The sequence below is a fragment of the Bacillus sp. ChL18 genome (assembly GCF_026241425.1).
Taxonomy (GTDB): Bacteria; Bacillota; Bacilli; order Bacillales; family Bacillaceae; genus Bacillus; species Bacillus velezensis.
This window is the reverse complement of the sequence record NZ_JAPHWE010000001.1, coordinates 1,740,313-1,759,792: the sequence shown is the minus strand read 5'-3', so window position 1 is coordinate 1,759,792 and position 19,480 is coordinate 1,740,313. Positions and strand designations below refer to the sequence as shown.

Sequence of the window (19,480 nt, the reverse complement as noted above, 5' to 3'; positions counted from 1 at the left end):
ACGCTTACATTTAAGACATATGATAACAATTTTATAACAGCATTGTTACAAAAAACACAGAGAAAACCCCCTTAATTCTGCATGGGGGCACGAAATCATGTATAGTACGTCTTATTGGCTTGTCATAATTGAGACAAATGAAATCGATTTCTCTTTTTCTTCCTTTGCGAATCCCTACTAAATTAGCTATGATTATGAGTAGTTATAGGGAGGAACTGAGGTGAAACCAGTGCTTAGCCTTTTGTTTAAATTGGGAAAAAAGAAGCAAACGCTTGAAACATCTGTTGAAAAAATACAAAAAGGCGACAAAGATCTGCAGAACGATTTAATACAGCAATATAAGCCTTTTATCGCGAAGACGGTTTCATCCGTTTGTAAACGATATATAGATGAAAAAGACGACGAATTCAGCATCGGGCTGATCGCGTTTAACGAAGCCATTGAAAAATATTCGGCTGAAAAAGGTAATTCGCTGCTTGCATTTGCAGAGCTGATTATAAAAAGAAAAGTGATAGACTATATCAGAAAAGAAGCAAGAACCGCTCAGCATATCAATATGGATGTGCAGGAAGGCGACGACCAGGAATCTTCGCAGAGCCTTATCGAAGCGGAGCTTTCCATTGATGAATACCGCAAACAGATAGAACAGGAACAGCGCCGGGAAGAAATTCTTTTTTTTCAGAAGCAGCTCAAAGAATACGGCTTGTCTTTTAAAGAGCTGCTGGAACAATCGCCGAAGCATACAGATGCGAGGCAGAATGCGATTAAGGTAGCCTACACGCTTGTTGAAAATGAAGAGCTGGCGTCCATTTTGCACCATAAAAAACAGCTTCCTGTCAAACAGCTGGAGCAGCTCGTGTCGGTCAGCAGAAAAACGATCGAACGGAACAGAAAATATATCATCGCCATGAGTATTATTATTACCGGTGATTATATTTATTTAAAAGATTATCTTAAAGGGGTGTTGCACTCATGAGAAGAGGGATCATAGTAGAGAAAAATAAAAAATTCGTCACGTTGCTAACCCCTGACGGACAATTTTTAAAAACAAAAAATGATCACCGCACTTGTGAAATCGGAGAGGAAATTACGTTCGAAGGCGAAACGCGTATGGGAAGAAGGGCCAGCTTTTTTGATTTTCTGAAACTGCGCCCTTTTAAATTGGGAGTGTTTACGATGACTGCTATTATTTTGTTTATTTTAATTTTGCTCCCGGTTTTTTCTGATAACAAAGCTTACGCGTATATGACGCTTGACATTAATCCCAGCATTGAAATGGCTTTAAACAGCAAATATGAAGTCATTGAACTGACACCGCTGAACCATGACGCCAAACAGGTCATCAGTGACATCGGAGATTGGAAAAGCAGCGATTTTAAGGAAGTCATCAGTAATATTATTACCGATTGCAGCAAGCATGGATATGTAAAGGAATCAAAAGAGATTTTAATTTCCACGGTTTATGAAAATACAGATGACAATACATATAAAAAAGGCGTTAAAAAACAGCTGGCTGACATGACTGAAAAATATAAGGGCACCTACCAGGTCCAATCGCTTGAATCTGATATGGAAACAAGAGAAAAAGCAAAACAGGAAGGGATGTCAACAGGCAGCTACATAAGAAGAAACGAAAAGAAAACAGAAGAAAAACAGCCTGAAAAGCAAACCGACGGCAATGAAACAGATCAAAAAGATACCGAAACAGACGCTGATCAAAGCGAGCAGCCGGACACAGAAAAGCCGGCGGCTGATGAAAAGACAGCTCCTGATGAAGAAAAGGCAGCAGAGAAGCCGGGAAACAATGAAACAACGCCCGGTACGGAAGAAGCGAAGCCGGACAGTCAGGACGGCAATCAGCAAACCGAAAAAAATGCACCTTCCGGATCAGAGGAAAACACACAGAAGGAACAAGATGGGGAAACAGAGCAGCCCCCAACACAAAATCCTCAGGAAAACGGAAATGACAAAGACCCTAAGCAAAAGTATTACAATCATTACTGGAATCATGATCGCAATGAACATTGGGAATCCTATCGGCATCATGAAGATTCGTCAGACCGAAGGAATCCGAACGGCTACCGGCACGGAAAGGAGAATGCCGATAAATATCAAAATTCGCCGAGAAATCCCGGCGAATAAGCTGCATTATTGATTTTTCCCGTTTAATTGTGATTGAGCCTGCTGTACAAGACGTTTTGTCATTTCCCCGCCTACAGAGCCGTTTGCGCGTGCTGCTGTATCAGAGCTAAGGTTCACGCCGAATTCTTGAGCCACTTCGTATTTAAATTGGTCAAGTGCCTGCTCAGCCCCTGGAACTAAGAGTTTATTTCTGCTCGCCATCTTTTTCATCTCCTTTTCTCTGGCAAGATGTGTTTTCGCATTTTAGTTTCAAACGGAACGGTATTGATTATGCTGGCAATTGTTGTACAGCAAAAAAACCCCGGCGCAGACACCGGGGCGAAGAAGCGTTATGAATTATAATAAATGGCTGATCATTTTGTAGGCTGAGGCTTGAATATGGAAAGTCAGAACGGAGAGCACCGTGACGGCGATTATGGATCTGATATCGTTCCATTGTCCGCTTCCGAGTTCTTTAAAGCAGCCTTTGAGCTTGTCCGTCTGCTCTTCGACGAGCTCCTGCAGGCTCGTTTCCTTCATCGGCGGGTTTGCCTTATGATGAAGATAATCAATCACTTGGGCGCAGCTTTCATAGTACCTGATCGGGCTGATGACGTCGTCTGATCTGTCTGTGATCGTGTTAAAAGCGATTTTTAATATGCCGCGTATATGTTCGAAGTCATAAATTGATTTTAAATCACGTACAATGAGAAGGATGACAGCTTGTTCAATTGTATATTTTTTGCCGAGTAAGGGGTGGCCGATTAAATCTTTAATATCGCGCTTCACCCAGTTTTGGACGGCGGTTGATTTTAAAGACGTCAGCTCGCACAGATTTCCCAGCTCGACAATCTCGTTAGTTGAAAGCCCGTATTCCTTTTTCTCTTTTTTTCGTTCGAATCTCGTCAGAAATTCAGGGATATGCAGACGGCTTTCCGCTTCATCCAAGGTCATATCCGCTGATTGCAATAAGATTTGGAGAGGAGTTGCGTCTCCTTGGCCTTTTAACGCGTAAAGAAGCCGGACCATATCAGTTCGGGTCAGTTTAAACGTGTTCATGGTTCACCTCTGATTGATTACGTGTTACTTTCTAATATCAATAAGAATTACATTAACATCATACGTCGAAATTGTTGCATTTTCAAACAGATCATTTATAATTTAAGTAAATAAGTTCTTTTGATCTTAAAAAAGACGGAGGTAATTATGGCGAAAAGAATATTTCTGTTTATTTTAACGAACCTTTTGGTCATTACGACAATCGGAATTGTGCTTACGATTATTACAAGCGTTACCGGTGTCGGCTCGTATATACAAAATGGCCGCATTGATCTGATGGCATTGCTCGTGTTCAGTCTTGTCGTCGGTTTTGTCGGTTCTTTTATTTCTCTCGGAATGTCCAGATGGATGGCCAAAACGATGATGGGCGTCCGGGTGTTAAATCCGAAGAAACAGTCGCTCAGCTATGAAGAACAGCAATTGGTTGACCGTGTGCACAGATTAGCCCGTGCCGCAGGGATGACGAAAATGCCTGAAGTCGGCATTTATCATTCCCCGGAGGTCAATGCTTTTGCGACCGGACCTTCTAAGCGCCGTTCGCTTGTCGCAGTTTCTTCAGGTTTATTGCAGCAGATGGATGATGCTGCGGTGGAAGGGGTTCTTGCCCATGAAGTCGCACACATCACAAACGGTGATATGGTCACGATGACGCTGCTGCAGGGAATCGTCAATACGTTCGTCGTATTCCTTTCCCGAATCGCGGCATGGGTTGCAAGCCGCTTTGTCAAAGAAGACCTCGCGCCGGTCGTTCATTTTATCGCGATGATCGTGTTTCAGATTATCTTTTCCATTCTCGGCAGTCTTGTCGTCTTCGCCTACTCGCGCCATAGAGAGTTTCATGCTGACCGCGGCGGTGCAGACCTTGCCGGCAAGGATAAAATGATTCACGCCCTGCGTACGCTGAAGTCTTATACAGGACATGTGAATGAAGAGGACCAGACGGCGGTGCAGACGTTAAAAATTAACGGCAAAAAGCATTCGTCACTGTTCTCCACACACCCTGATCTCGATGAGCGCATCCGCAGGCTGGAAGCAAAATAATCAACAAAACCTCTGACAATCGTTTCAGAGGTTTTTTGTTTAAAGATCGGCAAATTACATAAGGTAATGAAAAATCTTTCTAAAAGACCTTTAAAAATTCTCCCAATATCATTAGAATAATTACGTACTACATTTGAGAGGCAGAAGGAACTATCTTATGAAATTAAAACTGAAGAAATTCATACAGATCTTGTCGCCTGCACAGCTGATTGCATTATATTATTTTCTTGCTGTGACGGTGGCATTTATTTTGCTAAGTCTGCCGGCCGCCCACAAACAAGGGGCCAGCTGGTCGTTTATAGACGCGCTGTTTACGGCTGTCAGCTCAGTCAGTGTCACCGGTTTAACGGTCGTCAACACGGCTGATACATTCAGCACGGCCGGGATTGTCATTTTGGCTTTCGTGCTTCAATTCGGCGGAATCGGCATCATGACGCTCGGAACATTCGTCTGGCTCATTATGGGCAAACGGATCGGTCTGCGGGAACGGAAGCTCATCATGGTGGATCAGAATCAATCGCAGTTTTCCGGTATCGTCAACCTGATGAAGCAAGTGCTGTTTTTGATTTTATTAATCGAGTTTTTAGGCGGCATCATCTTAGGAACATATTTTTTAACGTATTATGATTCGTTTGAACAGGCGTACTTGCACGGATTCTTTGCGAGCGTCAGCGCCACGACAAACGGCGGTTTTGATATTACGGGAAATTCACTCGTGCCGTTCAGACATGACTATTTCGTGCAGTTTATTACGATGCTTCTGATTATTTTCGGTGCGATCGGTTTTCCGGTGCTCGTAGAAGTAAAAGACTTTTTGTTTTCAAAACAGCGCAGATACTCATTCACGCTGTTTACGAAAATTACGACCGTTACGTTCGGAATGCTCGTTTTGTTCGGAGCCGTGGGCATTTACGCGCTTGAAGCAAGCCATGTCATGAAGGGGAAAAGCTGGCATGATGTTTTATTTTTATGTCTCTTTCAATCAACCGCTACGCGAAGCGGCGGGCTTGCGACAATTGATATCAGCCAGCTGTCGGCGCCGACATTATTTTTCATCTGCGCCCTCATGTTCATCGGCGCATCACCGAGCTCGGTCGGCGGCGGAATCCGTACGACGACGTTTGCGCTTAACCTTCTTGCCCTGTTTCATTTTGCCCGGGGGAATAAAGCGGTCAAGGTCTTTAAACGCGAGCTTCACCAGGCTGATGTCATGAAGTCGCTGGTCGTTACGATGATGGCGATTCTGCTCGTGTTCGGATCGACGCTGATTCTTTCCGTGACGGAGACAAATCAGACGCTCCTCGGACTGCTTTTTGAAGTGTGTTCCGCATTCGGAACGACCGGCCTGTCGCTTGGGATTACTCCGCATTTAAGCGACATCGGAAAATGCGTGATCATGATTGTGATGTTTATCGGCCGGATCGGCATTTTGACGTTCCTTTATTTGATCGGCCGAAAAGAAATCGAAGCAAATTATCACTATCCGAAGGAAAGAATGATTATCGGCTGACACCGCTTTTCAGAAAGCGGTGTTTTTTATTGCCGTAAAATGGATGAGTGGAAACAGTTTCTCTGGAGATTCTACTTGTAAAGAGGTGACGTCATTGTTTGCCGTATTTTGGAAGTCGGTAGTTATGATAGCGGTCGGTACCTTTTTATTGCGGATTGCCGGACGGAAATCAATCAGCCAGCTGTCGGTGACCCAGACAGTCATCATGATTTCGATCGGCTCGATTATTATTCAGCCGTTTATTGAACATAATTTACGGGAAACCATTTTCGCGGCGGCGATTTTTATTGCGGTATTAATCCTGATGGAATATTTAGAAATCAAATCAAGCTTTTTTGAGTTTTTATTTTCAGGAAAAACCGTCGCCGTTGTCAGAAACGGAAAAATCATCCCGGAAAATTTAAAAAAAATGCGTTTTACCGAAGCTCAGCTGTCAATGAGGATCAGGCAGGAAGGCCTCGGAGACATTCAAGATTTTAAATATGTGCTGCTTGAGCCGAACGGACAGATCGGCTATGAACTCATTGATGAGGCCAAAAACGTGACAGTGCGCGACTTGAAAAAAATGCTTGATGAATTCAAAACAGATTTGCTGACAGAAGGAGGAAATCAAATGAAACGCAAAGCAGCAAAGAATGAAGCTTTGACCAACAACAACACACCGACTGAGAGCATGGACAAAGATGCATACAAAACACAATATGACGGTGATCCCGGACTGAGAGGCGCAAACCGCAAATCAAAACACGGCAAACAAGGAGGCGAGTAACATGAAGAAAAAAAACCGCCACAGCAAAGACATGCAAAACCATAAAAAGCCGATGGACCCTAAATTGCTTGAAGAAGAGTTTGCAAGCGAGCTCGGTGATTATAACGCCGGAAAATGGATTGAAACGCTTGAGCAGACGAAGCCGAAGAAAAAAGAAGACGGCAAACAATAAAAAATACCTCTTAGGCGGCAACGCTTAAGAGGTATTTTGCATTATTTCGAATAAGCACCGTTTCTTGTTCCTTTCACCGCTTCAAGCAAGCCGGTTATCCGCAGCTCAATAAACGGCTGTGCGGCCGTTTTCACCGCATTGCTGGAGAGAATGGACGTAAGAGCGGCCGTTAAAATTAAGAGCATGACTAAATTCTGATAATCAGACAAGTGATCTTCAAGCCCGATCTGCCGCAGCGTTTTTATAATGAATCCATGCAGCAGATACACGTAAAACGTTCTCGTACCCCATTTCGTAAAGAAATAACGCCTTTGCGGAACGAGCGCCAAAAAGCTGAAAGTGGCGGCAAAGGCCAAAACATACCAGCCGATGCGCGACAGGCCGCTCAACAGCGACACTGTGCCGAATGTAGAATAAGGCTCCGATCCGAACAGCCACGAGTAATCAAAATCAATACACCAGCATAAGAGGAAAACAATCCCCAGTACGCCCGCGGCAATCTGCCTGCCTCTTTTAGCCCGAAGCAAATCAAAGTGCTGTTTCTTTAAATAAAATCCGACGAGGAACATCGGAAGAAAAACAAACGTCCGTGAAAGACTCAGTGTGCTGCTGATAAAATCAAGATACCCGATCATGACGGCAAGCCCGCAGCTCGCCCCAAGCGCCCACATTTTCGGCAGCTTCGTAAAGGGATAAAGCAGCAGATTCCAAAAGAATAAGCTGACTAAAAACCAGAGAGACCACTGCGGATCAATTGGATTGACGCTTGTCATGCTTTCATCCTGAATCAAATAGTAAAAAACTGAGTAAATGCCCTGAAAAATCAGGTACGGAATAATCAGCTTCACAGCCAGCTTCTTCACATAACCTTTCCGCTTAAAGTTTTTTGCGAAATAGCCGGAAACCAGGATAAAGGCCGGCATATGAAAAGTATAAATGAATTTGTAGAGATGGAGCATAAACTCATTTCCGTTAATAAATGACCGGAGGATATGGCCGAACACCACCAGAAAAATCAAGATAAACTTGGCGTTGTCAAAGTAACTGTCTCGCGATTTTGTCATAGCATCACCTTCTCTTCAAAAATCATCCACTGCATGATTATTTCCTGTTGTTGTTCATTTTAAAATAAAAAATAAAAAATTGAAGGAGGACAAAAGGGATTGTTAGGATGATGTAATGGGGAGGTAAGGATCGTAGAAAAAGACTTTAACTTGTCATATCATTGAAATTTTCTGAAATGTATAGGGCGAATGAAGGAAGATGAGGTATTTTGTAGAAATATTGAAGGATAGGTTTTTGAAGAAGGAGTGTACTGAATGGCTGAAACTCTGGATTTGCAAACAAAAGAGTCGCTGAAAGAGCAGCTGAAGCGGATGAAAGAGGAAAATGACCGCCTGAAGAGTGATTTGAACCGGTATCACGTGATTATGAATAACACGCTTGATGCCATTTTTATATGCCGTAAGGAAATGAAAATCGTCCAGGCGAACGAGGCTGCGGCCCGGATGATGCAGATTGAGGCAGAGAGCCTCATTAACCGCTCCGTCCTGGATTTTTTATATTCCGTGCCTCAGGAAGAACTGAATAAGGCCGTGAAAAAGTTTTTAAAAAAAGGCCATCTGTGGAAAGAGGTGCCGATTAAGCTTGACAGCGGCGCGACGAAATACATTGAATTCCTCGCCAGAGACGGAATTGGGGAGGATTATTTTTTTGTGGTGATGAGGGATATCTCCTCTAAAAAAATATTAGAGCGCGAATTCTCCATGAACGAGCAGCTGTTTAAAGATTTGTTTGACAGGGCTGTCGACGGCATCGTGCTGTTTGATAAGGACGGCGGGTTTATTGATGCGAACCTCTCTTTTTGCAAAAGCTTTGAGATCGGCCAGAATGAATTGTCCCATCTGTCGCTCCGCCATTTTACCGACGGAGAAAACAAAAAGCATCTGAAAGAAATCTGGGAAACCCTCCGCAGAAAAGGAAACGCCAAAGGAGAACTGCCTGTCAAGCTTCGGTCCGGCGAAGAGAAGCTGTTTGAATTTACGATTACGTCCAACTTAATCAGCGGGTTCTACATGTCTATTATGAGAGACATAACAGAGAAACGATTGATGGAATTGAAACTCTTTAAAAGCGAAGAGCGATTCCGCGAAATTTTTGAAAACGCCATGGACGCGATTGTCATTTGGTCTGATGACGGAAAGATTGCCAAAGCAAACGAATCGGCGTGCCGCATTTTCGAACTGCCGATGGATAAGCTGGTGGAGCGGAATTTATGTACGTTTATCGTTGATCCGCAGAAAAAATATAAGCAGATTAAGAAAAAATATGAAAAATACGGAGAAATCCGTGAAGAGATGCTGTTTCAGATGGCAAACGGCCAATTTAAAGAGCTGGAATTCACATCAAAACGAACCATACTTGAAGGTCAGCATTTAACCATTTTAAGAAATGTCAGCGATCGTAAGCGGATGGAAAAAGAATTGCGGGAAAGCGAGCTGAAATTCAGAAAAGTATTCAACGGCTCAATGGACGGCAAGGTCTTATTTGACAACCAATTCCGCATTATTGACGCGAATCCTCTCGCAAGCCGTATACTCGGTATGCCGGATGAGGAGCTGAGAGCGTACACCGTTCCGGATATTCTTTCTTTATTTGATATTGAAAACGCGGGTGTTCCCGCCAGAAAGATTGATTTAGAAGGAATGGATAATGAAATCCCCTTCCTGTTAAGCAGCAGCGACAGCCGCAAACTGGAATTCTCCTTCAAAAGAAATATCATTCAAAATATGAATCTGGCCATCTTTAAAGATGTCACAGAGGCCAAAGAGCTTGAAGAGAGGCTGCGGAAATCCGATACTCTTCATGTTGTAGGGGAGCTGGCGGCGGGCATCGCCCACGAAATCAGAAACCCGATGACGGCGCTGAAAGGGTTCATTCAGCTTCTTCAAGGAAGCATTGAAGGCGAATATTCTCTGTACTTTAACGTCATTACCTCAGAATTAAAACGCATCGAGTCTATCATCACTGAATTTTTAATTTTAGCGAAACCCCAGGCGATATTATATGAAGAAAAAGACGTGACGCAGATTATGAAAGACACGGCTGATCTTTTGAATGCCCAGGCCAATCTTGTCAATGTGCAGATCCATCTGAACCTGACCGGAAACATCCCGCCGATTTACTGTGAACCGAATCAATTAAAACAGGTGTTTATCAATATTTTAAAAAACGCCATTGAAGTCATGCCGGGCGGCGGCAATATCTACGTGACCATTCAGTCTTCTGATCAAGACCACATTTTGATTTCTATTCAAGATGAAGGAACAGGCATTTCCGAAGACAAATTAAAACGTCTGGGTGAACCATTTTACACGACAAAAGACAGGGGAACGGGCCTCGGTCTCATGGTCAGCTATAAAATCATTGAAGAGCATCAGGGACGCATTCATGTGGAAAGTGAAGAAGGGAAGGGCACCGTTTTTCATTTGACGCTTCCGGTCCGGCAGAATACGGAAGAAAGAAGGAGCGGGGAATGATCTGTTTTACAAGTGTGAGAGCGCCGTTTGGAACCGTCATCGTAACAGAGGAAGAGAGCTTTATTACCGGCCTGTTTCTCACCGGGGAAGATTTTGAGAAATGGCGGAAAGACGCGCCCGGCGTAAAGCCGTGCGAAACCGCTTTGCTGTCGGAGGCGAAACAGCAGCTGACATCCTATTTTTCAGGAGAAAGAAAGCAATTCTCTCTGCCTCTGAGACAAAAAGGCACACCCTTTCAGGAAAGGGTATGGAACGCGTTGACGATGATTCCTTACGGGGAATCCCGAAGCTACGGCGATATGGCTGAAGCGATCGGAAAACCGAAAGCGGTGCGCGCCATCGGACAAGCCAATAAACGAAACCGGCTGCCCATTTTGATCCCGTGCCATCGGGTAATCGGCAAAAACAGCGCCTTAACGGGATACGCGGGCACGAAGACGGATGTAAAAGCGGTGCTCCTGAACATCGAACAAATATCTTATAAAGAAAAATAGAGCGTATGGCACGTTCCGTTTTTTCACGTCCGACATATCATTTTATTAAGTGAAAAAAGTTGGTCTGATGAAAAAGGAGGACGAAGCCTGATGAAAATGAGCCGTCCGCAGAAGATAGCCGGTTATGCAGAGCTGTTTTTTAAAATGCATCTCATTACAGCCGTCCAAAAAGATGAAGTGATTACATTGTGCAGACAAAAAAACCGCTGACATTGCCTGAGGCAACATCATCAGCGGTTTTTCAGCTCAGCTGGCAGTCAGCGAATAATTGTTCAATTTCTTCCGTGTAAGAACCGGTCACAATTCCTTTCTCGGTTATAATGCCGGAAATCAGGCTGCCCGGTGTGATGTCAAAGGCCGGATTGAAGACCGGAACATCCTCGGGAGCGGTGCGTATGCCGGAGATCTGTCTGACTTCATCCGGATCTCTTTCTTCAATCGGAATCTGATCGCCGTTTTCAATCTGCAAGTCAAATGTCGAAAGCGGTGCGGCCACAAAAAACGGAATTTGAAAGGCGTTTGCCAAAATAGCGAGGCCGTACGTTCCGATTTTGTTGGCCGTATCACCGTTTTTTGCAATTCTGTCAGCGCCGACAATGACTGCAGAAATATGTTTTTCCTTCATTGTATGGGCGGCCATGCTGTCGGTAATGAGCGTGACATCAATTCCGCCCTGCATCAGCTCCCACGCCGTCAGCCGTGATCCTTGGAGAACGGGTCTTGTTTCACATGCGTAGATATGAAGGCCGAGGTCTTTTTGTTTCGCTAAGTAAAAGGGAGCAAGCGCCGTACCGTACCGGCTTGTGGCAATCGAGCCCGCATTGCAGATGGTCATGATCTGGTCGCCTTTTTTAAAAAGGTGCAGCGCATTTTGGCCGATCATACGGCATGTTTCTTCATCCTCAATCTGAATTTGAATGGCTTCATGAACGAGCGTTGTCTTCGCTTCATTGATTGAGATCGCATCCCTGATGGAATCCGTCAGTCTGTCAAGCGCCCACGCGAGGTTGACGGCAGTGGGCCTTGAACTGTTTAAATACGCTTTGACATCCGCGAACTGACGTCGGAAATCTGAAAGGTCGCGGGCTTCAAACGACTTGGCGGAGAGCGCGAGCCCGAACGCCGCGGTTATACCGATGGCCGGGGCGCCCCTTACTTTCAGCGTGACAATCGCGTCGAATACATCTTCCTTTGTTTCAAGTTCCGCATATTCAGTGACGTCGGGAAGCTTTTGCTGATTTAAAATGCGAATGTAGGTTTCTTTCCATTCTACAGAACGGGGGATGGCAAATTCATTGGTCATGCTGCATCATTCCTTTACACGGAGCTTAAATTGGTCCAGAACCTCGGTGATATGCTTCAGTTTTTTTCTGTTTTCGATATAATAGGCGCCGATCTCAAGCGCCAGCTTCTTCCGTTCGATTCGTTTGTCAAACGGAGTGATTTCATCTAAGTCAGCCACATGGGCGAGTCCGATCGTGCGCCGGATCAATTCGCATCCCGCAAAACCGACCGCTTCCTCAAACGCGTTTTTCAGTGTGTCTTCCAGCAGGTGTCTGCGGGAAGGCAGGCAGTCTTTCTCCCATGCTTCACTGAATGTTTTCACAAATGTATCCCATAAGGCGGCAGTATGGTCATATAACGGCTGTCTGTCGTCACCGTCGCGGCTGAGGGCGTTTAAGAGCAGATTGGCGATAAATTGGCCGATGTCAAACCCGATCGGTCCGAAGAAAGCAAACTCGGGATCAATCACCTTTGTTTCATGTTCATCTGCGAAGATGCTTCCCGTGTGCAGATCGCCGTGAACCAATGTTTCCGCGGAATTCAGAAAGATGGCTTTCAATTCGTCAGCGCCTTCTTTCAGCCGGGAATTGTTCCAAACTTTTTCTGCGTATGGGCGCAGTTCCTCTTCAAAATCGTTTGTCTCATGGTCGAGAAACGGTTCTGTAAACACAAGCCTTTCTGTAATATTGCAAAGCTCAGGATTTGTAAACTGCTTTGCGAGCTGCTGTTTTACTTTCGCATCAAGCGCATAATCGGATGAGTAAAAAAGCGTTTTCCCTAAAAATTCACCGATATGAACTGATAAGTTCGGATAATGCTGCCCTTCCAGCAGCCCTTTTCTTGAAATCCGCAAATGGGAGAGGTCTTCCATAACCGTGACGGCCATCTCAGTATCGGAATAGTAAACGGCCGGAACGAGGTGCGGCACGTGTTCGCCCTGGCGGATGAGGGCGCTGCTTTCGATTCTCGCCCGGTCAATGGTAAGCGGCCAGCTTTCACCGACGACTTTCGCGTAAGGGATTGCCTGTTTAATAATCAGTCCTTTTTTGTTTTCTTTATCGTAAACATGAAAGACATAATTTAAATTGCCGTCGCCGATTTCACGGCATGTCAGAGTGCTTTTGCTTTGGAATAAGCCGAGCTTGACGGCTAACGCGGCGGCGGAGCTTTCTGTTAATTGTTCATAAAGACTTGTTTTAGTTGCTGACATGGATTTACCCTCCAATTATGTAGTGGCAGTAAGAGATCGTGACGGAGAATACGCCCGAAAAAAAGCCTCCTTCTCTGAAAGAGAAGGAGGCTGAAACAGTGCAGTCCGCCTCTTATCTCTCAGATAACATCTGATGGAATTAGCACCGTGCCTTATGAGACAATCGTCTCGGCGCAAAATGTACGCGCCCCATTTCACAATGGAATTACGGTCGGTTGCTGTTGGGGTCAAAAGGCCAATCCCTCGCCCAACTCTCGATAAGAGAAAATATATTGATTTGTATCACAATTCGGATTAATCAGTTGATGAAAATATTAGCAGGTGCCGGATATTCTTGTCAACGTTTTTTTGAAAATTAATATAAATCACGCCGCAAGTCTTGGAAAACCGGAATGGTTCCGCGAACGGCCGCGCTTTCTGACACATCGATTTCCGCCCGGACTGCGCCTTCCGTCAGGTCTCCTTCGGCTAAAATCCGGCCCCACGGGTCAATAATCAGGCTGTGGCCGGCAAATTCATTATCGGGATTGGACCCCGTGCAGTTAGAGGCTGCGACAAAACATTGGTTTTCAATTGCTCTGGCGATAAGCAGGCTTCGCCAATGATCAAGGCGGGGCAGAGGCCATTCCGCAGAGATAAACAGGACATTCGCGCCCTGAGACGTATGCTTTCTGATCCATTCGGGGAAACGGATATCATAGCAGATCAGCCCGGCGCACTTGACACCGTCAAGCTCAAAGGAACCGTCGCTGTTTCCTGCTGCTAAGTAAAGGTGTTCATCCATCAGCTGAAACAGATGGGCTTTCTGATACCGCTTCACGATCTGTCCGCTGTTATCGGCGATGTACATGGTGTTATAGACATTTTCGCCTTCTTTGACCGCAAAAGATCCGGCAACGAGGTGTACGTTGTATGTTTTTGCCGTTTCTTTAAGCCATTGTTCCGAAACTTTGCCGTTTTCATCCGCCAGCTGGTCTAGCCGTGTGAGATCATAGCCGGTCGTCCACAACTCAGGAAGCACGATTACATCCGCATGGCGGCTTTCTTGCTCAATCAAAGATTCTGCTTTTTTAAAGTTTTCTGAAGGATTTCCGTATGAAATATCAAATTGCAAACAGGAAACGGTCCATTTCATTTTTTAACACCTCAAGTTTCTCTTTACTTTTTTTATTTAACCATATATGATGATGGACTATCATTTCAAGACATTTTTAGAAGGTGAAAATATGAACTTTGAAATCTCAGATGTACTCAAACAGCTGCCGGAACAATTTTTCGCATCATTGGTGCAAAAAGTGAATCAAAAGCTGAAAGAAGGCAGAGACGTCATCAACTTAGGGCAGGGAAACCCTGATCAGCCGACGCCTCAGCATATCGTTGAAGAAATGAAGCGCGCCGTCGAAAGGCCGGAAAATCATAAATACTCATCATTCCGGGGCGCTTACAGCTTCAAAAAAGCAGCCGCTGCATTTTATGAAAGGGAGTACGGGGTCACGCTTGATCCGGAAACGGAAGTCGCTGTGCTGTTCGGAGGCAAGGCGGGACTTGTTGAGCTTCCGCAATGTCTTTTAAACCCGGGAGATACCATTCTGGTGCCTGATCCCGGATATCCTGATTACTGGTCAGGCGTCGCCCTTGCGAAGGCGAAAATGGAAATGATGCCGCTGACAGAAGAAAGAGGGTTTCTCCCTGATTACAGCGTAATTCCTGAAAAGGTGCGGAGTGAGGCGAAGCTGCTGTATCTCAATTATCCGAATAATCCGACCGGCGCTGTGGCGACAGAGGCGTTTTTCGAGGAGACGGTCGGTTTTGCGGAGCAAAACGGCATTTGTGTCGTTCATGATTTCGCGTACGGAGCCGTCGGCTTTGACGGGCATAAACCGCTGAGCTTTTTGCAGATCGAAGGCGCAAAAGAGACGGGAATCGAAATCTATACCTTGTCCAAAACGTATAATATGGCGGGCTGGCGGGTCGGATTTGCCGTCGGAAACGCTTCTGTCATCGAAGCGATCAACCTTTATCAGGATCATATGTTTGTCAGCCTGTTTCCCGCGGCGCAGCAGGCGGCGGCAGCCGCTCTTTTAGCGGATCAGACATGCGTCGCAGCGCAAAATGACAGATATGAATCGAGACGCAATGCATGGATTGAAGCCTGCCGCGATATTGGCTGGGATGTGACGGCTCCGGCGGGCTCCTTTTTTGCATGGCTCCCTGTGCCTGACGGTTATACGTCACAGTCGTTTTCAGATCTGCTGCTCGAGAAAGCGGATGTCGCGGTCGCTGCCGGAAACGGGTTCGGAAAATGGGGGGAAGGCTATATAAGAGTCGGTCTTCTGACAAGTGAAGAAAGACTTAAAGAAGCTGCGGAACGGATCGGGAAACTGAATCTTTTCACCCGAAAAAGCATTGACATATCAGGATAACAATGCGATAATTCAAAATACTTTATAAAATCATTATTCTTATCAAGAGCAGGCAGAGGGACGAGCCCGATGAAGCCCGGCAACCGACTGATAAAGCACGGTGCTAATTCTTGCAGCAGGAGCTGAGAGATAAGATTCGGACATAACACGAAGCCTCTTTCTGCTCATACGGAAGAGGTTTTTTTATGTTTTGCGAAAGAAAGAGAGGCGTTCACGCATGAGCGAAGTATTGGCAACATATCTTCTGACAGACACAACGGACAGTGAAAAGCGGGCGGAACAGGTTGCGGCGGGGCTGACGGTAGGCTCCTGGACTGACCTGCCTCTGGTGAAGCAGGAACAGCTCAGAAAACATAAAGGGCGGGTCGTAAAAGTTGAGGAGATAGAAGGAACCTCAGAAAACGAAACACAATCCGTCATCACCATCGCCTATCCCGAGGCGAACTTTTCAAGAGATATTCCGGCCGTCCTGACGACGGTATTCGGAAAGCTGTCACTGGACGGAAAAATAAAATTGACTGATCTTGAATTTTCCGAAGGGTTTAAACGCTCCCTTCCCGGGCCGAAATTCGGTATATACGGCATCCGCAAACTGCTGGGCGAATTTGAAAGACCGCTTCTGATGAGCATATTTAAAGGCGTGATCGGACGGGATCTCGCCGACATTAAAGAACAGCTCAGACAGCAGGCGCTCGGCGGCGTGGATCTGATTAAAGATGACGAAATTTTCTTTGAAAATGAACTGGCTCCGTTTGAAACCCGCATTATCGAAGGAAAACAAGTCCTGAAGGAAACCCGGGAGGAGACGGGGCATAAAACGCTGTATGCCGTAAACCTTACGGGAAGGACCGCTGAATTGCGGGATAAAGCGAGGCGCGCGGCAGAACTCGGGGCGGACGCGCTTTTATTGAATGTGTTCGCTTACGGTTTAGATGTGATGCAGAGCCTTGCTGAAGACAGGGAAATCCCGCTTCCGATCATGGCGCATCCGGCAGTCAGCGGCGCGTTCACATCATCTCCCGTTTACGGCTTGTCGCATGCGCTTTTGCTCGGCAAGCTGAACCGCTATTGCGGCGCTGATTTCAGTTTATTTCCGTCACCTTACGGATCCGTTGCTCTTCCGAAGGAGTCCGCACTTGCAATCCATGATGAATGTGTAAAAGACGATGTCTTTCATCCGTCGTTTGCCGTCCCGTCAGCAGGCATTCACCCCGGTATGGTGCCATTATTGATGCGCGATTTCGGCATCGATCACATCATCAATGCCGGCGGAGGCATTCATGGCCATCCGAAAGGAGCCGAGGGCGGCGGAAGAGCGTTCCGCGCCATCATTGATGCGGTGCTTGAAGCGCAGCCGATTGAAGAAAAAGCCGCGTCGTGCAAAGATCTTCAGCTCGCATTAGACAAATGGGGAAGGGTGGAAGCCGTATGACCCGCACGCCGCTGATTATTTGTGATTTCGACGGAACGGTCACCATGAACGACAACATTGTCAGCATGATGAAAGAATTCGCGCCTCCTGAGTGGCTTGAAATAAAAGACGGTGTTCTGTCTAAAAGCATATCAATCCAAGAAGGAGTCGGCCGGATGTTCGGACTGCTGCCGAGCAGCTTAAAAGAAGAACTGACCGGCTTTATCCTGAAGGATGCGAAAATACGGGACGGCTTTTTGGATTTTGTCTCGTTTGTCCGGTCAAACGGCCTCCCGTTTTATATCGTAAGCGGGGGAATGGACTTTTTTGTGCATCCGCTTTTGGAAGGGATCGTAGAAAAGGAGCGGATTTTCTGCAATCATGCATCCTTTGTCAATGAATATATTCATATAGACTGGCCGCACGCCTGTGACGGAGACTGCACCAATCAATGCGGCTGCTGCAAACCGTCAGTCATCCGGAAGCTATCCGATCAGCAGAAATTTCTCGTTATGATCGGTGATTCGGTCACGGATGTCGAGGCTGCAAAGTTATCCGATATGTGTTTTGCGAGAGATTATCTTTTGACTGAATGCAAAGAACTCGGCCTCCGGCATCTGCCTTTTCAAGATTTTCATGAGGTGAAAACAGGCATTGAAAACATCGGGGAGGTGCAGGCATGGCTGCAAAAGAAGAACGCTGGCGCGAACTTGCCGAGGTAAAACGCGAGCTGGCCGAAAGAGACTGGTTCCCGGGAACGAGCGGGAATCTTTCCATCAAAGTATCCGACGGGCCGCTGACTTTTCTCGTTACGGCGAGCGGAAAAGACAAACGAAAAGAAACAGACGAAGATTTTCTCTTAATCGATGAATACGGGAAGCCCGCTGAGACCGGCCATTCTTTAAAACCCTCAGCGGAAACGCTTCTCCATACTTACTTATACCAAAAGACAGACGCCGGCTGCTGTCTGCATGTCCATACCGTCAATAATAATGTCATCTCAGAGCTTTACGGGGATGAAAAACAAATCACTTTTCAGGGGCAGGAGATGATTAAGGCGCTCGGATTATGGGAGGAAAACGCGTCCGTGACCGTTCCGATCATTGACAATCCGGCGCACATCCCGGCATTGGCCGAAAATTTCGCGCACCATGCGGACGCCGGCTCAGGCGCGGTGTTAATCCGCAATCACGGCATTACGGCATGGGGACGGACCGCATTTGAAGCGAAAAGAGTGCTGGAAGCCTATGAATTTTTATTCAGCTGTCACCTCAAGCTTCTGTCACTTCGTCCGCAGCTGGTAAAATAAAAGGAGGAATAGAAAATGGCGACCATCAGAATTCATGACGAAAAGAATACGATCATTGAACATCAGGAAGAAGTAGCGCGCTTCTTAGACGAACAAGAGGTGATCTATGAGCAGTGGAACATTGAAAAACTTCCGTCCGAGCTTTCGGAAAAATACGATCTAACCGAAGATGAAAAAGAACGGATTCTCGCGGCGTTTGACACGGAGATTCAGGACATTTCAGCCCGGCGCGGATATCAGTCTCAGGATGTCATTTCTTTATCAGATACCACGCCGAATCTTGATGAATTATTAAAAAATTTCCAAAGAGAACATCACCACACGGATGATGAAGTCCGCTTTATCGTCAGCGGACACGGCATCTTCGTCATTCAAGGCAAAGACGGCACATTTTTCGACGTCCGTTTAAATCCGGGAGATTTGATTTCAGTTCCGGAGAACATCCGCCACTACTTTACGCTTCAGGAAGACCGCCGGGTCGTCGCAATCCGAATCTTCGTGACGACTGAGGGCTGGGTGCCGATTTACGAGAATGAAAGTGTGCAAAACTGATAGACGCCCGAACCTCTCATGCCCCCGCCGGCATGAGAGGTTTTTTATTGTAATGTAAAGTCAGCTGTGGCTGTTTTTTAAATCTTGAATATGCCGCATTCTGTTTATATCATTACCCGAATGGGTATTATTCTCGTATTCATGCAAAGATTCCAATACGAAATGAAAAAATAAGTTATTTAGTAAAAAAATGTTTACAAATAAAGTATAATCTGTAATAATGCTCAATAACCCAATCAAACTTGTTTCCTATTCTTTTAGCGGTGAGGGGTGAAGTGAATGGGCAGTTATTCTGAACAAGAAAAATTGCTTGTATCTATTGATAAAAAAAGAAAAATGATGATAGATGCGGCTAACAGGCAAGGGTTTACAGGATATGACACGATCAGGCACAGCCAGGAACTGGACTGTCTGATGAACGCGTATCAGCAGCTGGTAAACCGTGATCGCACACATCACCAAGGAATACAGGGCCTTGTGAAGAAAATAGGCTTGTTCTCCCGCGGTGACGTCATGCCTGCATATGAAGCAAACAAATGATTGATGATAAAACAGATAACGAAGACTGAATGCGCTTCCTGATCAA

General features: G+C 45.8%; 20 protein-coding genes and 2 riboswitches. Of the genes, 14 read left to right on the top strand and 6 right to left on the bottom strand.

Annotation, left to right across the window (positions count from 1 at the left end; all coding sequences use genetic code 11):
• The first annotated feature begins 220 nt into the window (after positions 1-220).
• Both sigI and OQ477_RS08530 read left to right on the top strand, forming a co-directional pair.
• The gene (sigI, locus tag OQ477_RS08535; protein WP_044801321.1) at positions 221-976 is read left to right on the top strand and encodes an RNA polymerase sigma factor SigI; all 756 of its coding nucleotides are present in this window, start codon (positions 221-223) and stop codon (positions 974-976) included.
• A complete protein-coding gene (locus OQ477_RS08530; RefSeq protein WP_265972089.1) occupies positions 973-2,142 on the top strand; it encodes an anti-sigma factor domain-containing protein in 1,170 nt (389 codons plus the stop codon). The genes sigI and OQ477_RS08530 overlap by 4 nt, the downstream gene beginning before the upstream one ends.
• 6 nt (positions 2,143-2,148) lie before the next feature.
• Here the strand turns inward: OQ477_RS08530 and OQ477_RS08525 are convergent, their stop codons facing one another.
• Together OQ477_RS08525 and OQ477_RS08520 are read right to left on the bottom strand one after the other, a co-directional pair.
• On the bottom strand, positions 2,149-2,343 hold the full coding sequence (locus OQ477_RS08525; RefSeq protein ID WP_003154717.1) for an alpha/beta-type small acid-soluble spore protein: 195 nt from the start codon (positions 2,341-2,343) through the stop codon (positions 2,149-2,151).
• Positions 2,344-2,478: 135 nt separating this feature from the next.
• Positions 2,479-3,180, bottom strand: coding sequence for a DUF1836 domain-containing protein (locus OQ477_RS08520; protein ID WP_061581983.1), 702 nt, complete (start codon positions 3,178-3,180; stop codon positions 2,479-2,481).
• 147 nt (positions 3,181-3,327) lie between these two features.
• Between OQ477_RS08520 and htpX the strand changes: the two genes are divergently transcribed.
• The 4 genes from htpX to OQ477_RS08500 all read left to right on the top strand — a co-directional run bounded on the left by htpX (position 3,328) and on the right by OQ477_RS08500 (position 6,672).
• Entirely contained in the window at positions 3,328-4,221 is an 894-nt protein-coding gene (gene htpX, locus OQ477_RS08515; RefSeq protein WP_025284642.1) for a protease HtpX, read from the top strand.
• Between the two features lie 157 nt (positions 4,222-4,378).
• Positions 4,379-5,731 (top strand): TrkH family potassium uptake protein, encoded by a 1,353-nt coding sequence (locus tag OQ477_RS08510; protein ID WP_014304894.1) that lies wholly within the window; start codon positions 4,379-4,381, stop codon positions 5,729-5,731.
• 94 nt (positions 5,732-5,825) lie between these two features.
• Complete coding sequence (locus OQ477_RS08505; RefSeq protein WP_038457799.1) at positions 5,826-6,500, top strand: DUF421 domain-containing protein; 675 nt, start codon at positions 5,826-5,828, stop codon at positions 6,498-6,500.
• 1 nt (position 6,501) lies between these two features.
• Positions 6,502-6,672, top strand: coding sequence for a hypothetical protein (locus tag OQ477_RS08500; RefSeq protein ID WP_265972083.1), 171 nt, complete (start codon positions 6,502-6,504; stop codon positions 6,670-6,672).
• Between the two features lie 41 nt (positions 6,673-6,713).
• On the opposite strand, the gene OQ477_RS08495 is transcribed toward OQ477_RS08500, so the two are convergent.
• The gene (locus OQ477_RS08495; protein ID WP_265972081.1) at positions 6,714-7,736 is read right to left on the bottom strand and encodes an acyltransferase family protein; all 1,023 of its coding nucleotides are present in this window, start codon (positions 7,734-7,736) and stop codon (positions 6,714-6,716) included.
• Between the two features lie 255 nt (positions 7,737-7,991).
• Here OQ477_RS08495 and OQ477_RS08490 point away from each other — a divergent pair, with 255 nt between their 5' ends.
• Positions 7,992-10,211 (top strand): PAS domain-containing sensor histidine kinase, encoded by a 2,220-nt coding sequence (locus tag OQ477_RS08490; protein ID WP_032874693.1) that lies wholly within the window; start codon positions 7,992-7,994, stop codon positions 10,209-10,211.
• Positions 10,208-10,705 carry a methylated-DNA--[protein]-cysteine S-methyltransferase gene (locus tag OQ477_RS08485; protein ID WP_265972080.1) on the top strand — a complete coding sequence of 166 codons (498 nt, stop codon included), beginning with the start codon at positions 10,208-10,210 and terminating at the stop codon, positions 10,703-10,705. Before OQ477_RS08490 ends, OQ477_RS08485 begins: the two co-directional genes overlap by 4 nt.
• Positions 10,706-10,946: 241 nt before the next feature.
• Here OQ477_RS08485 and mtnA read toward each other — a convergent pair whose 3' ends face one another.
• The 3 genes from mtnA to OQ477_RS08465 form a co-directional block, all read right to left on the bottom strand.
• The gene (gene mtnA, locus OQ477_RS08475) at positions 10,947-12,008 is read right to left on the bottom strand and encodes an S-methyl-5-thioribose-1-phosphate isomerase (protein WP_007610944.1); all 1,062 of its coding nucleotides are present in this window, start codon (positions 12,006-12,008) and stop codon (positions 10,947-10,949) included.
• Positions 12,009-12,014: 6 nt separating this feature from the next.
• On the bottom strand, positions 12,015-13,199 hold the full coding sequence (mtnK, locus tag OQ477_RS08470; protein WP_265972079.1) for an S-methyl-5-thioribose kinase: 1,185 nt from the start codon (positions 13,197-13,199) through the stop codon (positions 12,015-12,017).
• Between the two features lie 109 nt (positions 13,200-13,308).
• Positions 13,309-13,463: riboswitch (SAM riboswitch) on the bottom strand.
• Between the two features lie 91 nt (positions 13,464-13,554).
• Complete coding sequence (locus tag OQ477_RS08465) at positions 13,555-14,334, bottom strand: carbon-nitrogen family hydrolase (protein WP_061581987.1); 780 nt, start codon at positions 14,332-14,334, stop codon at positions 13,555-13,557.
• Positions 14,335-14,425: 91 nt separating this feature from the next.
• Between OQ477_RS08465 and OQ477_RS08460 the strand changes: the two genes are divergently transcribed.
• The 6 genes from OQ477_RS08460 (at position 14,426) to OQ477_RS08435 (ending at position 19,434) form a co-directional block, all read left to right on the top strand.
• Positions 14,426-15,622, top strand: a complete 1,197-nt coding sequence (locus OQ477_RS08460) for a pyridoxal phosphate-dependent aminotransferase (protein ID WP_174737396.1) — start codon at positions 14,426-14,428, stop codon at positions 15,620-15,622.
• 36 nt (positions 15,623-15,658) lie between these two features.
• Positions 15,659-15,758, top strand: a riboswitch (SAM riboswitch).
• An 81-nt stretch (positions 15,759-15,839) separates the two neighbouring features.
• Positions 15,840-17,054, top strand: coding sequence for a 2,3-diketo-5-methylthiopentyl-1-phosphate enolase (gene mtnW, locus OQ477_RS08455; protein WP_265972078.1), 1,215 nt, complete (start codon positions 15,840-15,842; stop codon positions 17,052-17,054).
• Positions 17,051-17,755, top strand: a complete 705-nt coding sequence (gene mtnX / locus OQ477_RS08450; protein WP_265972077.1) for a 2-hydroxy-3-keto-5-methylthiopentenyl-1-phosphate phosphatase — start codon at positions 17,051-17,053, stop codon at positions 17,753-17,755. The genes mtnW and mtnX overlap by 4 nt, the downstream gene beginning before the upstream one ends.
• Complete coding sequence (locus tag OQ477_RS08445; protein ID WP_095061345.1) at positions 17,713-18,342, top strand: methylthioribulose 1-phosphate dehydratase; 630 nt, start codon at positions 17,713-17,715, stop codon at positions 18,340-18,342. Before mtnX ends, OQ477_RS08445 begins: the two co-directional genes overlap by 43 nt.
• 15 nt (positions 18,343-18,357) lie before the next feature.
• Positions 18,358-18,894 carry a 1,2-dihydroxy-3-keto-5-methylthiopentene dioxygenase gene (locus OQ477_RS08440; protein WP_029974828.1) on the top strand — a complete coding sequence of 179 codons (537 nt, stop codon included), beginning with the start codon at positions 18,358-18,360 and terminating at the stop codon, positions 18,892-18,894.
• 279 nt (positions 18,895-19,173) lie between these two features.
• Entirely contained in the window at positions 19,174-19,434 is a 261-nt protein-coding gene (locus OQ477_RS08435) for an aspartyl-phosphate phosphatase Spo0E family protein (RefSeq protein WP_003154690.1), read from the top strand.
• Positions 19,435-19,480: the final 46 nt, after the last annotated feature.

Excerpts from the sequence above, each read along its gene's own strand:
- OQ477_RS08530 (WP_265972089.1), top strand. The coding sequence starts at position 973 with ATGAGAAGAGGGATCATAGTAGAGAAAAATAAAAAATTCGTCACGTTG.
- OQ477_RS08525 (WP_003154717.1), bottom strand. The coding sequence starts at position 2,343 with ATGGCGAGCAGAAATAAACTCTTAGTTCCAGGGGCTGAGCAGGCACTT.
- OQ477_RS08520 (WP_061581983.1), bottom strand. The coding sequence starts at position 3,180 with ATGAACACGTTTAAACTGACCCGAACTGATATGGTCCGGCTTCTTTAC.
- htpX (WP_025284642.1), top strand. The coding sequence starts at position 3,328 with ATGGCGAAAAGAATATTTCTGTTTATTTTAACGAACCTTTTGGTCATT.
- OQ477_RS08510 (WP_014304894.1), top strand. The coding sequence starts at position 4,379 with ATGAAATTAAAACTGAAGAAATTCATACAGATCTTGTCGCCTGCACAG.
- OQ477_RS08500 (WP_265972083.1), top strand. The coding sequence starts at position 6,502 with ATGAAGAAAAAAAACCGCCACAGCAAAGACATGCAAAACCATAAAAAG.
- OQ477_RS08495 (WP_265972081.1), bottom strand. The coding sequence starts at position 7,736 with ATGACAAAATCGCGAGACAGTTACTTTGACAACGCCAAGTTTATCTTG.
- OQ477_RS08490 (WP_032874693.1), top strand. The coding sequence starts at position 7,992 with ATGGCTGAAACTCTGGATTTGCAAACAAAAGAGTCGCTGAAAGAGCAG.
- OQ477_RS08485 (WP_265972080.1), top strand. The coding sequence starts at position 10,208 with ATGATCTGTTTTACAAGTGTGAGAGCGCCGTTTGGAACCGTCATCGTA.
- mtnA (WP_007610944.1), bottom strand. The coding sequence starts at position 12,008 with ATGACCAATGAATTTGCCATCCCCCGTTCTGTAGAATGGAAAGAAACC.
- mtnK (WP_265972079.1), bottom strand. The coding sequence starts at position 13,199 with ATGTCAGCAACTAAAACAAGTCTTTATGAACAATTAACAGAAAGCTCC.
- OQ477_RS08465 (WP_061581987.1), bottom strand. The coding sequence starts at position 14,334 with ATGAAATGGACCGTTTCCTGTTTGCAATTTGATATTTCATACGGAAAT.
- OQ477_RS08460 (WP_174737396.1), top strand. The coding sequence starts at position 14,426 with ATGAACTTTGAAATCTCAGATGTACTCAAACAGCTGCCGGAACAATTT.
- mtnW (WP_265972078.1), top strand. The coding sequence starts at position 15,840 with ATGAGCGAAGTATTGGCAACATATCTTCTGACAGACACAACGGACAGT.
- mtnX (WP_265972077.1), top strand. The coding sequence starts at position 17,051 with ATGACCCGCACGCCGCTGATTATTTGTGATTTCGACGGAACGGTCACC.
- OQ477_RS08445 (WP_095061345.1), top strand. The coding sequence starts at position 17,713 with ATGGCTGCAAAAGAAGAACGCTGGCGCGAACTTGCCGAGGTAAAACGC.
- OQ477_RS08440 (WP_029974828.1), top strand. The coding sequence starts at position 18,358 with ATGGCGACCATCAGAATTCATGACGAAAAGAATACGATCATTGAACAT.
- OQ477_RS08435 (WP_003154690.1), top strand. The coding sequence starts at position 19,174 with ATGGGCAGTTATTCTGAACAAGAAAAATTGCTTGTATCTATTGATAAA.